The sequence below is a fragment of the Thalassospiraceae bacterium LMO-SO8 genome (assembly GCA_031655335.1).
Taxonomy (GTDB): Bacteria; Pseudomonadota; Alphaproteobacteria; order Rhodospirillales; family Casp-alpha2; genus UBA1479.
This window is the reverse complement of sequence record CP134226.1, coordinates 1,389,217-1,401,755: the sequence shown is the minus strand read 5'-3', so window position 1 is coordinate 1,401,755 and position 12,539 is coordinate 1,389,217. Positions and strand designations below refer to the sequence as shown.

Sequence of the window (12,539 nt, the reverse complement as noted above, 5' to 3'; positions counted from 1 at the left end):
CAAGACGATGACCACAGGTATTCGCGGACTGACGGCCCTGGCCCTGGCCCTCATGGTGCTGGCCGGCTGCACCCGCCTGGAATCGGAGCCGCCGGTGGCGGCGCGCCACATCGTCGCGGCGGCGACGGCGACGGTCGAACGCTTCACCACGGTTCCGCAGTTGGCCGAGGCGGCCAAACATATCCCGACGGCGCGCGCCGTGGTGGTGTTCCCCGATCTGGTCAAGGCCGGGTTCATCGCCGGCGGCGAGGGCGGCAACGGCGTGCTTTTGGCGCGCGCCCCCGACGGGTCCTGGTCCGCCCCGGTGTTCCTGTCCCTCGGCGTCGCCAGCTTCGGCTTGCAGGCGGGCATTCAGCAGACCGAGGTCGTGCTGGCCATCCGTTCCGACGGGGCGCTGAAGGCCGTGCTGGAAAACCAGGGCTCGATCGGCGCCGACAGCGGCATCACCATGGCCGTCTACGGGGCCGGGATCGAGGGGGCGATGACGACCAACGCGGGGGCCGACATCATCGCCTTCGCCAATTCCAAGTCGGGGCTGTACGCCGGGTTCTCCCTGGAAGGGGCCGTGTTCATCCGCCGACGCGACCTGAACGAAGCCTTCTATGGTGCCGGCGCCACGCCGGACAGCATCCTCGCGGGACGGCAGTCCAACCCCGCCGCCGATCCTCTGATCCAGGCTCTTGCCGCTCATAAATAACCCCGCCGCCGGTCCAATCGGGCCGGCCAGGGCCCTGATGGTTCAGGGCACGGGCTCGGACGTGGGCAAGTCGCTGATCGTCGCGGGTTTGTGCCGGCTGTTCGCCAACCGGGGCCTGCGCGTGCATCCCTTCAAGCCGCAGAACATGTCCAACAACGCCGCCGTGGTTCCTTCGTTGAACGGCGGCGACGGCGGCGAGATCGGCCGCGCCCAGGCGTTGCAGGCGATGGCCGCGCGCCAGCCGCTGTCGGTCCATATGAACCCGGTGCTGCTGAAGCCGCAGACGGACATCGGCGCCCAGGTCGTCGTGCAAGGAAAGGTCAAGGGCAACGCCAAGGCGCGGGACTATCACGCGCTCAAGCCCGAACTGCTGGCCGCCGTGCTGGAAAGCTTCGCCGTCGTGCGGGACGGCGCTGACCTGGTCATCGTCGAGGGGGCGGGCAGCCCGGCCGAGGTCAACCTGCGGGCCGGCGACATCGCCAACATGGGCTTCGCGCTGGCCGCCCGGGTGCCCGTGGTGCTGGTCGCCGACATCGACCGGGGCGGCGTGATCGCCAGCCTGGTCGGCACCTGGGAATTGATGACCGAGGAGGAGCGCGCCTGCGTGCGCGGCTACGTCATCAACAAGTTCCGCGGCGACGTGACGTTGTTCGACGATGCGATCCAGATCATCAAGGACCGCACCGGCATGACCTGCTTCGGCGTCGTGCCTCATTTCGCGGCGGCCCGGCTGCTGCCGGCGGAGGACGCGGTCGCGCTGGACGCGGGCGCCACCCAAAAAGGACCCGCAGCGGACCGCGTCCGCATCGCCGTGCCGCGCCTGCCGCGCATCGCCAATTTCGACGACCTGGACCCCTTGAATGCCGAGGACGGGGTCGCGGTCGTGATCGTCGAGGCGGGGGCGGTCATCCCCGCCGACGCCGACGTGATCCTGATTCCGGGCTCCAAGGCGACGCTGTCGGATCTTGCCGCCTTGCGCGCCGAAGGCTGGGACATCGACATCCTGGCCCACCATCGCCGGGGTGGTGTCGTCGTGGGATTATGCGGCGGTTATCAGATGCTGGGGCGAACCGTCGCCGACCCGGACGGCATCGAGGGCGCGGCGGCGGCCGTGCCGGGGCTGGGGCTGCTGGACGTGGAGACGGTGATCGGCCGGGCCAAGACCCTGTGTCCGGCGACGGGCCGCGATACGGTTTTCGATCAGGCCATCACCGGCTACGAGATGCACATGGGCGACACGACGGGGCCCGGTCTGGCCCGGCCTTGGTTGACGCTGGCGGACGGCACGGACGGGGCGGTTTCCGCCGACGGTCGGGTGATGGGGGCTTACGTCCACGGGCTGTTCGCGGCGGACGGCTTTCGCCGTGCGTTTCTTTCGGCCCTGCGGGCGGGCGATTACGCGGCGGCATCTCACGCGGCCCGGGTCGAGGAAACCCTGGATGCGTTGGCGGCTCACCTGGAAACCCATCTCGACATGGAGGCCCTGGCGGCAGCCTTTACTTAAACCCTTGGGCGCCTAATCCTCGGGCGGGGCGTCGCCGTCCGTTTCCTGCAACAGAAACTGCCGCGCCTTGGTTTCGTGATGCGGCTTCAGATAGGGGGCAAGCAGCCGCCAGGCGCCGTAGAACACGGTGGCGTCGTCCGTATATCCCAGGGCGGCGATGAAATCGGGCACCACGTCGACGGGCACGATGAAATAGGCGAGCGCGCTCATCACGGCGACCTTCACGCCCGTCGGCGTCGCCGGGTCGCGGGCCGCGTAGAACGCCGCCACGGCGTCGCGGGTGAACGGCACCTTGCCGATGGTCCGGCGCACCTTGCCGCCCAGGTCCCGTTCCACCAGGTCCGCGTCGCCGTCGTCTCGGTCTTCCGGTTTGCGTCGCACGTTGTCGGCCTCTTCCTGCTTTGCTAGAAGTCGATCCCTGCCATCCGGCTTCCAACGACGGAGGACTTCCATGGACATTTCCGGTCACGCGGCCCTGGTCACGGGCGCGGCCTCGGGCCTGGGTGCGGCCACGGCCCGCGCCTTGGCGGCCAAGGGGGCGAAGGTCGCCTGCCTTGATCTTAATTTGGCCGGCGCCGAGGAAGTTGCAAGCGCCATCGGCGGAAAGGCGTTCCAGGCCGACGTCGCGGACGCGGCCTCGCTGGAAGCCGTCGTCGCCGCCGCCGCCGATGTCCACGGCCCGGCCCGCATCGCCGTCAGCTGCGCCGGCATCGCGCCGCCCAAGCGCATCGTCGGGCGCGACGGGCCGCAGGCCTTGGACGTGTTCGCCCGCACCATCCAGATCAACCTGATCGGCACCTTCAACCTGATGCGTCTGGCCGCCCACGGCATGCAGGGGCTCGACCCCCTGGCGACGGGCGAACGGGGCGTCATCGTCAACACGGCCTCCGTCGCCGCCTTCGAGGGCCAGATCGGCCAGGCCGCCTATGCGGCGTCCAAGGGCGGCGTCGCGGCCCTGACCCTGCCGGCGGCGCGCGAGTTCGCCAAATCGGGCATCCGCGTCATGACCATCGCCCCCGGCGTGTTCAAGACGCCCATGGTGGCGGGCCTGTCGGACGAGGTGCAGGCGAGCCTCGCCGCCAACGTGCCGTTCCCGCCGCGCCTGGGCGACCCGGCGGAATACGCCGACCTGGTGCTGGCGATCTGCGCCAACGCCATGCTCAACGGCGAGGTCATCCGCCTCGACGGCGCGCTCCGCATGCAGCCGATTTGACGCAAATCCCGAGCGGGCCGGTCAGGTCCGCGACGACGATTTGCGCGAAATTAAAAAAAAGCCGATCAGCGTTGTCAGCCGGCCACCTTGTCCATGAAGGCGGCGAGGTCGATGTCCTTCTGCGTCACGCCGCCGGCGTCGTGGGTCGCCAGGGTGACCTCGACCCGGTTGTAGATGTTGTACCATTCGGGATGGTGATCCATCTTCTCGGCCTTCAGGGCGGCGCGGCTCATGAAGCCGAAGGCGGCGTTGAAATCCTTGAAGGTGAAGGTCTTGACGATGGCGTCGCGGCCCGGCACCTCGACCCAGCCGTCCAGCTGGGCGATCGCCTTTGCACGCGTGTCTCCGGTCAGTTTTTCGGTCATCTCGGCTCTCCCTGTTGGCGTTTCACTCGTCGGCGATTGGCGCTAGCTTAGCGCATGACCCTGACCGCACCCAATCTTGCCGATTTCGAGGACATGGCCGAGGACGCCCTGGCCCTGATCCCCGACCATCTGCGCCGCCTCGCCGCCGACGTCATCATCCGCATCGAGGACTTCCCCGACGAAGAGACCGAGCGCGAGATGAATCTGGACAGCCCCTTCGACCTCTTGGGCCTCTACCGCGGCATCGCCCTGACGGACAAGAGCGTGAGCGACCCCGGGGGGACGCCTGACATGGTGTTCCTCTACCGTCGGCCGATTCTGGATTACTGGTGCGAGACGGGCGAGGACCTGACACACCTGATCCGCCATGTCCTGATCCACGAGATCGGCCACCACTTCGGCTTTTCCGACGCCGACATGGAGGCCCTGGAGGCCCAGGCCGACGCCGCCGGCGAGGGCTGAGTGCCGCCGCCGTTTCGGCTTCCCGCCCGGACGAATTCGGGTATGCTTTTTTCCTGCCTTAATCGGGGCCTCGACCGGGGCCGGGGCAACATTGTTAAGGGGGCATCCATGAACGACGTCGAAAAGACCTTGGAACAGAACGTCGAGCAGGTCGCCAAATGGGTCGACGTGTTGATCCAATTCGGCGTGACCTACGGTTTCCAGATTCTGGGGGCGCTGCTGTTCCTGATCGTCGGGCTCAAGGCCGGCGGCTGGATGTCACGGCGAATCCAGGCGGTCTGCGAGGCCAAGGGCATCGACGTCACCCTGTCCCGCTTCATCGGCAACGCGGTCAAGATTTTGATCCTGACCATCCTCGCCATCATCACGCTGGGCAATTTCGGCATTTCCATCGCGCCCCTGATTGCGCTCGCCGGGGCGTCGGCCTTCGGCGCCACCATGGCGTTGCAGGGGCCCTTGTCGAACTACGGCGCCGGGCTGTCGATCATCCTGGCCCGGCCCTTCGTGGTCGGGAACACCATCACGGTCGGCGACACCTCGGGCGTGGTCGATGAGGTCAAGATGGCCCATACCCGCCTGCTCGGCGAGGACGGGGAGCGCATCACCATCCCGAACAAGGACATCGTCGGCCGGGTCATCGTCAATTCGGAAACGCGGCGCGTGGTCCAGACCAAGATCGCGCTGGCCGCCGACGCCGATCTGGAGCGCGCGGCCCAGGCTGTGCGGAAGGCCGTCATCGATGCCCTGCCCCCGGCCGAGGAAGATGCCGGCGGCGCGCAGCCCCAGGTCGGGTTGCACGATTTCACCTTCGGCGGGCTGGTTCTGGGCGTGCGGTTCTGGGTGCCGTCCAGCCGCTATTACGAACTGCGCTATGCGGTCAACCGGGCGATTCTGGAGGCCCTGCGCGGGGCCGGGGTGGCGCTGCTGTCGGGCGTGCAGCCGGCGGTCTTGGGCGACAGCCTGTCGGGCGACGGCATGCCCGAAGGCCGACGGGAAGACGCCTGACGCCCGCCAGGAAGCTAGGGCCAGGCGGATAGGGCCAAGCAGATAGAGAAAGGCGTCAGACCGGCTGCGGCCGCGGGGCCGGTTCGTCCTCGCCCGCCAGCAGGGTGCCGACCACGGCGAGAAGATCGAGCGCGGAAAACGGCTTGGACAGGGTCTTTCTGGCGCCCATCTTGGTGGCCATGGCGAGGGACGAGCCTTCGCTGGTGCGCGGGTCGGCCGATACGGCGACGATCGGCAGGTCGGGGCTGTCTTCCAGCAGCGAGCGGATCAGGCCGATGCCTTCGCCGTCGGCCATCAGGATGTCGGTGATCACCATCTGATGGTGCCCGGCCTTGAATTTCTCAAGGGCTTCAAAGCCGCCCGACGCGGTTTCCACGTGGAAACCGACTTCCGTCAACGGCATGGCGATCAAGTTGCGCGCCAGCTCATTGTCATCGACAACCAGCACACTCGGCATTTTTTTCTCCAATTCCGCCGCGCGCTCCATTCCCCCGCACGCGGCAGCCAAGCCATTTATGGGGCGGGATGGTATTGCATTTGCGAAACAGCCTCAATTAGGCCGAAAGTCTGGGATGCCGCGCGTGGCGCCGGCGCGCCTTCGGCCAAGGGGCGGTTCCGGGTGGCTTGCCACCCGAAGCCCGCGGGGCGAAGGGTGGTGGAGCTGAGGGGAATCGAACCCCTGACCTCGTCATTGCGAACGACGCGCTCTCCCAACTGAGCTACAGCCCCTTGAAGATTCCCGGCCTGACGGGGATCCCGGGTCAACCGCCCGTGCGCGGTCGAAACCGGACCGGCGGTCGTTTTGGGAGGCCGGATAATGCTTCCGCCGATCCGCACTGTCAAGCCGCGGTTTCAGCCTAAAACCTTGCGGCGGCGAGCCCTTGCCCCTACGTTTGTGCGGCCTCGGCCCGCACATTCGGAGACCAACATGGACGTCATCACCGGCCCCGTCATTTCGATCCTTCTGATCGCCCTCAACCTCTACACCTGGGTCGTCATCATCGGCGTGATCCTGAGCTGGCTGGTCGCCTTCAACGTGGTCAACACATCGAACAAGTTCGTCTACATGGTCGGTGATTTCTGCTACCGGGCGACGGAACCCCTGCTCGGGCGGATTCGCGGCTTTCTGCCCAATCTGGGCGGCCTGGACATTTCGCCGGTGGTGCTGATCCTGGGGCTCGTGTTCCTCAAGGAATTCCTGATCCGTCTTGCCCACAAGATCGTCTGACGCTTCCCGGCCCGCGGCGGCCCTGCCGTTCCGGGCGGCGGCGGAGGGCGTGCGCGTGGGGCTCAAGGTCACGCCCAAGGCGGCGGCCAACCGGCTCACCGGCCTTGCCGCCGATGCGGAGGGCGGACAGGTTCTCAAGGTTTCGGTCACGGCCCCGGCCGACAAGGGCAAGGCCAACGCCGCCGTGATCAAGCTTTTGGCCAAGGAATGGGGGCTCGCGAAATCCGACCTGGAAGTTCTCCAGGGCGCGGCGTCCCGGACCAAGACGCTCTTGATCCGGGGCGAGGGGACAACCTTAATGCGCCGGCTTACCGACTGGTGCGAAAGCAAAGGACTGAAGACACAATGACCATTGCTGCGATCATCGACGGCAAAGCCCATGCGGACCGTTTGCGCGAAAAGGTCACGGCCGAAGTCCGGCGCCTGAAGGACGGTCCGGGGATCGTGCCGGCGCTCGCCGTGGTGCTGGTCGGCGACGACCCGGCCAGCCAGGTCTATGTCGGCGCCAAGGGCAAGCAGACCGTCGCGGCCGGGATGGGGTCCATCGAACACCGCCTGCCGGCGGCGACGCCGGAGGCCGAGCTGCTCGCTCTCATCCATGCGCTCAACACCGATCCCGCCGTCCACGGCATCCTGGTGCAGCTGCCCCTGCCGGATCATATCGACGCGGGCGCGGTGATCGCCGCCATCGACCCGGCCAAGGACGTCGACGGGTTCCACCCCGTCAACGTCGGCCGCCTGTGGTCCGGCGATCCGCGCGCCCTGGTGCCCTGCACGCCCTACGGCTGCCTGTTGATGCTCAAGGAAACCTTGGGTGACATGACGGGCAAGCGGGCCGTGGTGCTCGGCCGTTCCAACATCGTCGGCAAGCCCATGGCGGCGCTTCTGATCGGCGAAAGCTGCACGGTGACGGTCGCCCATTCGCGGACCCAGGACCTGGCCGCGCGCTGCCGGGAAGCCGACATTCTGGTCGCCGCCGTTGGCCGTCCGCGCATGGTGCCGGGCGACTGGGTCAAGCCGGGGGCAACGGTGATCGATGTCGGCATCAACCGCATCGACGCACCGGAAAAAGGCCCCGGCAAGACGCGCATCGTCGGCGACGTCGACTTCGACGCGGCGGTCAAGGTGGCCGGTGCCATCACGCCGGTGCCGGGCGGCGTCGGGCCGATGACCATCTGCTGCCTGCTGCGCAACACCGTGGTCGCCGCCTGCCGCCAGGCGGGGCTGGACGCGCCGGCGCTTTAGGCCCGGTCCCGGCGCCCCACGCCGTTTCCACGATATGAAATCCCGGCACAGGTTGCCCCTACGGCATCTGCGGGTTTCGGTTGCGTTTCATTCATTACCGTATGATGATAATCACGGCATCGCTTGGGGAGTCCCGGATTTCGGGCGGCGAAGGGGGGTATCTTTCGTTGGGCCGAACCGGACCTGGGCGCGCCGGCCATGGAACATGGCACGGCCCCAAAAAGGCGAAGATCCTGGGGGTCTGTTACTCCACTCGACAAAGGAAGTTGATCAAAGATGCCTACTGGAACCGTGAAGTGGTTCAATGTAACCAAGGGATTTGGCTTCGTTACGCCCGATGAGGGCGGTAAGGACGCTTTCGTGCATATTTCCGCTGTTCGTGATTCGGGGATGGAAACACTCGCCGAAGGACAGAAGCTGGAATATGAACTGGTGCCTGGGCGTGATGGCCGTGAAGCGGCCGCAAACCTGAAAGCCATCGGATAAAAATCTCCTGACACCGCCCCGATAATTTCTTGGTCGGCCGGGCGGCGGCCGTTTCCGGGCTCTGTCCGGCGACGGGCGGGAGATATATCGCAGAAGCGGGCGCCGCGTTCGCGCGGCGTCCGTCCCTGCGCTTTTCGTGCCGATTGTTAATATTATCTGGGAGCGTTTGGCCCATGGCCAGGGAACTCTATCCCGTGTCCTGTCCGCAGTGCGGCGAGGCGCAAAACGTCATGCCGGGCGGCTTCGACCCGGACCGCGCGCCGTTCGGGCCCGTGACCTGCATGGTCTGCGGCAACAACTTCACGCGCGATGACTACCTGAGCGGCCTGGCCCAGGCCACGGCCCGGCGCAAGCCGGGGTCCAACGTGGTGCCGCTGCGGCGCAACTGACGGCCCGATCCCAAAACCGTTCCATCATCCCATCGGCAGAGACCGGATGCCGGCCCGCGCCTCTTCGGCGACGGCGGCGCGCAGCGCCTGCGCCGCCGGCGTAAGGGGTTCACCCGCCATCAGGCGGAAGGCGACCCGGTCCGGGTCCAGGCCGGGCAAGGGGGCCGCCGGCGGCGACAGCCCCGGCGCCAGGGACAGGGCCGTGCGCAGGGTGATGCCCAGCCCCGCCCGCACCGCTGCCAGAACCCCCGGCAGGGACGGGCTGGTCATGGCGATTTCCCACGGCAGGCCGGCGTCGTCCAGGGCTTGCAGGGCGGCGTTGCGGAACGGGCAGGGTGCGTCGATCACGGCCAGCGGCAGGGGCCGGCCGGCGGGCATGCGCCAGCCGTCGCCGGCGATCCATATCAGCGGCGCCTCGATGCGGGGACCGTCCCGCCGGTCGCCCGGGCCGCTGGTGACGAAGGCCATGTCCTGCGCGCCGCGCGTGACCTCGGCCCGTAATTGGGCGCTGCCGGCCACGGAAACGGTCACCTTGACCGCGGGATGGGCCTGGGAAAACCGCCGCAGCGCGCCCGGCAGAAGGGTTTCCGCCAAGTCCTGTACGGTTCCGAAACGAACCTCGCCGGCCATCGGCCCCCGGCGCACGGCGGCCAACGCGGCGGCGTTCAGCTCCAGTATCCGCCGGGCATAGCCCAGCAGGGTCTCCCCGGCCTCGGTCAGTTCCATGAGCCGCCCGCGGCGGCGGAACAGGGCCGCGCCGGCGCGGTCCTCGAGCCGCCGCACCTGCAGACTGACCGCCGCCTGGGTGCGGTGGACGCGGTCGGCCGCCGCGCCGAAGCGGCCCGTGTCGGCGATGGCGACGAAGGTGCGCAGCAGATCGGGATCAAGATCACTCATACATAATTAATACTTATCAATATGGTTAAAACAATAAAATTTTATTGTATGTTATCGCCTGCTACATCCCGGGTCACCCCCTTCCTCGACAGACAGGAGACCCGTCATGCCCTTCATCGCCATCAAGACCTCGGGAAAAACCCTCGGCCCCGCCGACATTCAAACCCTGCACCAGGAGACCACGGCCCTCATGGCCAAGATCATGGGCAAGAAGGCCGAGGTCACGGCCGTGCTGGTGGAAGACGCCCCGGCGTCCCGCTGGTCGGTCGGGGGCCGGGCCCTCGCCGGCTCGGGCGGGGTCACGGCCCACGCCGACATCAAGATCACCCAAGGCACCAACACGGCGGCGGAAAAGGCGGCCATGATCGCCGCCATGCGGGACTTGCTGCTGCGCGTCCTGCCCGGTCTAAGCGAGGTCGCCTATGTGGTGATCGATGAAATTCCGGCCACGGACTGGGGCTACGGCGGGCTGACCCAGGCCGAGCGCAAGCGCCGCGCGGACGCGCCCTAGGTTCGCCGCACCATGGCCAGACCGGCGCCGGCGGCGATCAGCATGCCGCCGGTGATCCGGTTGCGGATGCGCTGGGCGCGTTCGCTCTTGACCGCCCCCAGCAGCCGCCCGCCGATCACCGCATAGCCGCTGTCGAACAGGACGGCGATCGCGAGAAACGCGCCGCACATCGCCCACAACTGCGGGCCCGCGGGCAGGGCGGGGTCGAGGAACTGGGGAAAGAACGCGGCGTAGAACGCAAGCAGCTTCGGATTGGTCCAGGCCACGAATGCGGCCTGAAAGAACATGCGCCCGGTGCCTGGGGCGGTGACGGCGGCGGCTTCCGGCGGGACCGGCTTTTCACGGAAGGCCTGCACGCCCAGATAGACCAGATAGGCCACGCCCAGCCAGCGCAGCACCTCGAACCCGTCGGACAGGACCGCCATGGCCGAGGCCAGGCCCAGCGCCGTGATCGCCAACTGCTGCGCCAGGGCGAAGGCCGTGCCGGCGACGGTGATCAGCCCGGCCTTGACGCCGAACCGCATGGACCGGGAAATCACCAGCATCACGTTGGGTCCGGGGATGATGATCAGTACCGCCGTGGCGGCGATGAAGGCGGAAAACAGCGTCCAGTTCATGGTGGGCCGGTCCTTGTCCAGTCGTCTCCGATTTGCTTAGCAAAGGCGGGGGGCGCCGTAAATGCGATTCCCCTTTGCTACGGCCCGCCGCCGATGCTACATGACGCCCGCCATGACCACCGATCTCAGCCATATCCGCAACTTCGCGATCATCGCCCACATTGACCACGGAAAGTCGACGTTGGCCGACCGTCTGATTCAGATGACGGGCGGGCTGACCGACCGCGAGATGTCGGAACAGGTGCTCGACAGCATGGATATCGAGCGCGAGCGCGGCATCACCATCAAGGCGCAGACCGTGCGCCTGGACTACACGGCCAAGGACGGGGAAAAATACGTCCTCAACCTGATCGACACGCCGGGCCATGTCGACTTCACCTACGAGGTCTCGCGCTCGCTGGCCGCCTGCGAGGGCTCGCTCCTGGTCGTCGACGCGACCCAGGGGGTCGAGGCGCAGACGCTCGCCAACGTCTATCTCGCGCTCGACGTCGATCACGAAATCATTCCCGTGCTCAACAAGATCGACCTGCCGGCGGCCGAGACGGAACGGGTCAAGGCGCAGATCGAGGACGTGATCGGCCTCGACACCTCGGACGCCCTGGAAATTTCCGCCAAGACCGGCATCGGCATCGACAGCGTGCTCGAAGCCGTGGTCACCCGCCTGCCGGCGCCCAAGGGCGATCCGGCGGCGCCGCTCACGGCTCTGCTGGTCGACAGCTGGTACGACCCCTATCTCGGCGTGATGATCCTGGTCCGGGTCGTCGACGGCACCCTGAAACGCGGTCAGCGCATCCGCATGATGGCGAACAACGCCGCCTATCAGGTCGATCAGGTCGGCTATCTCCGGCCCAAGCCGACCAAGGTCGACGAACTGGGCCCGGGCGAGGTCGGCTATTTCACGGCCGCGATCAAGCGGGTCGCCGACACCAACGTGGGCGACACCATCACCGACGACCGCAAGCCGGCGGCCAAGCCGCTGGCCGGGTTCAAGCCCTCGGTCCCCGTGGTGTTCTGCGGCCTGTTTCCGACCGATGCCGGCGATTACGAGGATCTGCGCGATTCCCTGGAAAAGCTGCACCTGAACGACGCCAGCTTCCATTTCGAGGCCGAATCCTCCGCCGCCCTGGGCCTGGGATTCCGCTGCGGCTTTCTCGGCCTGCTGCATCTGGAAATCGTCCAGGAACGGCTGGAGCGCGAGTTCGACCTCGACCTCATCACCACCGCGCCCAGCGTGGTCTACAAGGTCCACCGCACCGACGGCGTGATGCGCGAACTGCACAACCCCGTGGACATGCCGGACCCGTCGGCCATCGATTTCATCGAGGAGCCCTGGATCAAGGCCAGCATCATGGTGCCCGACGAATATCTCGGCGCCGTGCTGCAACTGTGCACGGACCGCCGCGGCGAACAGGAAACCCTGACCTATGTCGGCAACCGGGCGCTGGTCGTCTACCACCTGCCGCTCAACGAAATCGTGTTCGACTTCTACGACCGGCTGAAATCGGTCAGCCGCGGCTACGCCAGCTTCGATTACGAACTGGAAGGCTACCGCGAGGGCGATCTGGCCAAGGTCTCGATCCTGGTCAACCTGGAGCCCGTGGACGCGCTGGCCTTCATCGTCCACAAATCCCATGCCGAGGCGCGCGGCCGCCAGATCTGCGAAAAGCTCAAGGACCTGATCCCGCGCCAGCTGTTCAAGATCGCCATCCAGGCGGCCATCGGCGGCAAGGTCATCGCCCGCGAGACGCTCGGCGCCATGCGCAAGGACGTCACCTCGAAATGTTACGGCGGCGACATCACGCGCAAGAAAAAGCTTCTGGAAAAGCAGAAGAAGGGCAAGAAGCGCATGCGCCAGTTCGGCAACGTGGAAATCCCGCAGTCGGCCTTCCTGGCCGCGCTCAAGACCGGCGAATAACCGGG

The 12,539-nt window shown here is 67.0% G+C and carries 17 protein-coding genes and 1 tRNA gene; 12 read left to right on the top strand and 6 right to left on the bottom strand.

The genetic code is table 11. From position 1 onward, the window contains the following. Positions 1-7 precede the first annotated feature (7 nt). Positions 8-697 carry a lipid-binding SYLF domain-containing protein gene (locus RJ527_06805; GenBank protein WND77445.1) on the top strand — a complete coding sequence of 230 codons (690 nt, stop codon included), beginning with the start codon at positions 8-10 and terminating at the stop codon, positions 695-697. Between the two features lie 37 nt (positions 698-734). Next, positions 735-2,201 (top strand): cobyric acid synthase, encoded by a 1,467-nt coding sequence (locus tag RJ527_06800; GenBank protein ID WND77444.1) that lies wholly within the window; start codon positions 735-737, stop codon positions 2,199-2,201. A gap of 12 nt (positions 2,202-2,213) precedes the next feature. Here RJ527_06800 and RJ527_06795 read toward each other — a convergent pair whose 3' ends face one another. Beyond that, on the bottom strand, positions 2,214-2,582 hold the full coding sequence (locus RJ527_06795) for a YkvA family protein (GenBank protein ID WND77443.1): 369 nt from the start codon (positions 2,580-2,582) through the stop codon (positions 2,214-2,216). A gap of 70 nt (positions 2,583-2,652) precedes the next feature. On the opposite strand from RJ527_06795, the gene RJ527_06790 reads away from it, so the two are divergent. Continuing rightward, positions 2,653-3,414 carry an SDR family NAD(P)-dependent oxidoreductase gene (locus RJ527_06790; protein WND77442.1) on the top strand — a complete coding sequence of 254 codons (762 nt, stop codon included), beginning with the start codon at positions 2,653-2,655 and terminating at the stop codon, positions 3,412-3,414. Positions 3,415-3,488: 74 nt separating this feature from the next. Here the strand turns inward: RJ527_06790 and RJ527_06785 are convergent, their stop codons facing one another. Continuing rightward, a complete protein-coding gene (locus RJ527_06785; GenBank protein WND77441.1) occupies positions 3,489-3,779 on the bottom strand; it encodes a 4a-hydroxytetrahydrobiopterin dehydratase in 291 nt (96 codons plus the stop codon). Between the two features lie 54 nt (positions 3,780-3,833). Here RJ527_06785 and RJ527_06780 point away from each other — a divergent pair, with 54 nt between their 5' ends. Together RJ527_06780 and RJ527_06775 are read left to right on the top strand one after the other, a co-directional pair. Next, entirely contained in the window at positions 3,834-4,241 is a 408-nt protein-coding gene (locus tag RJ527_06780) for a metallopeptidase family protein (GenBank protein ID WND77440.1), read from the top strand. Positions 4,242-4,349: 108 nt separating this feature from the next. Further along, entirely contained in the window at positions 4,350-5,246 is an 897-nt protein-coding gene (locus RJ527_06775) for a mechanosensitive ion channel family protein (protein ID WND77439.1), read from the top strand. 55 nt (positions 5,247-5,301) lie between these two features. Here RJ527_06775 and RJ527_06770 read toward each other — a convergent pair whose 3' ends face one another. Beyond that, positions 5,302-5,703 carry a response regulator gene (locus RJ527_06770; protein ID WND77438.1) on the bottom strand — a complete coding sequence of 134 codons (402 nt, stop codon included), beginning with the start codon at positions 5,701-5,703 and terminating at the stop codon, positions 5,302-5,304. Between the two features lie 196 nt (positions 5,704-5,899). Beyond that, positions 5,900-5,975: transfer RNA gene (locus tag RJ527_06765), tRNA-Ala, on the bottom strand. 199 nt (positions 5,976-6,174) lie between these two features. Between RJ527_06765 and RJ527_06760 the strand changes: the two genes are divergently transcribed. The 5 genes from RJ527_06760 (at position 6,175) to RJ527_06740 (ending at position 8,594) form a co-directional block, all read left to right on the top strand. After that, entirely contained in the window at positions 6,175-6,474 is a 300-nt protein-coding gene (locus RJ527_06760; GenBank protein ID WND77437.1) for a YggT family protein, read from the top strand. Next, complete coding sequence (locus RJ527_06755) at positions 6,455-6,823, top strand: DUF167 domain-containing protein (GenBank protein ID WND77436.1); 369 nt, start codon at positions 6,455-6,457, stop codon at positions 6,821-6,823. The genes RJ527_06760 and RJ527_06755 overlap by 20 nt, the downstream gene beginning before the upstream one ends. Then, positions 6,820-7,719, top strand: coding sequence for a bifunctional methylenetetrahydrofolate dehydrogenase/methenyltetrahydrofolate cyclohydrolase FolD (gene folD / locus RJ527_06750; GenBank protein WND77435.1), 900 nt, complete (start codon positions 6,820-6,822; stop codon positions 7,717-7,719). The genes RJ527_06755 and folD overlap by 4 nt, the downstream gene beginning before the upstream one ends. A 276-nt stretch (positions 7,720-7,995) precedes the next feature. Next, positions 7,996-8,205: a cold-shock protein gene (locus tag RJ527_06745; protein ID WND77434.1), complete on the top strand. Its 210-nt coding sequence runs from the start codon at positions 7,996-7,998 to the stop codon at positions 8,203-8,205. A 173-nt stretch (positions 8,206-8,378) separates the two neighbouring features. Next, entirely contained in the window at positions 8,379-8,594 is a 216-nt protein-coding gene (locus RJ527_06740) for a hypothetical protein (GenBank protein ID WND77433.1), read from the top strand. Between the two features lie 24 nt (positions 8,595-8,618). On the opposite strand, the gene RJ527_06735 is transcribed toward RJ527_06740, so the two are convergent. Then, a complete protein-coding gene (locus RJ527_06735) occupies positions 8,619-9,491 on the bottom strand; it encodes a LysR substrate-binding domain-containing protein (protein ID WND77432.1) in 873 nt (290 codons plus the stop codon). Positions 9,492-9,597: 106 nt separating this feature from the next. Between RJ527_06735 and RJ527_06730 the strand changes: the two genes are divergently transcribed. Continuing rightward, positions 9,598-10,002: a tautomerase family protein gene (locus RJ527_06730; protein WND77431.1), complete on the top strand. Its 405-nt coding sequence runs from the start codon at positions 9,598-9,600 to the stop codon at positions 10,000-10,002. Here the strand turns inward: RJ527_06730 and RJ527_06725 are convergent. Next, complete coding sequence (locus RJ527_06725) at positions 9,999-10,619, bottom strand: LysE family translocator (GenBank protein ID WND77430.1); 621 nt, start codon at positions 10,617-10,619, stop codon at positions 9,999-10,001. The genes RJ527_06730 and RJ527_06725 overlap by 4 nt on opposite strands. 112 nt (positions 10,620-10,731) lie before the next feature. On the opposite strand from RJ527_06725, the gene lepA reads away from it, so the two are divergent. Continuing rightward, positions 10,732-12,534, top strand: coding sequence for a translation elongation factor 4 (gene lepA, locus RJ527_06720; protein ID WND77429.1), 1,803 nt, complete (start codon positions 10,732-10,734; stop codon positions 12,532-12,534). Positions 12,535-12,539: the final 5 nt, after the last annotated feature.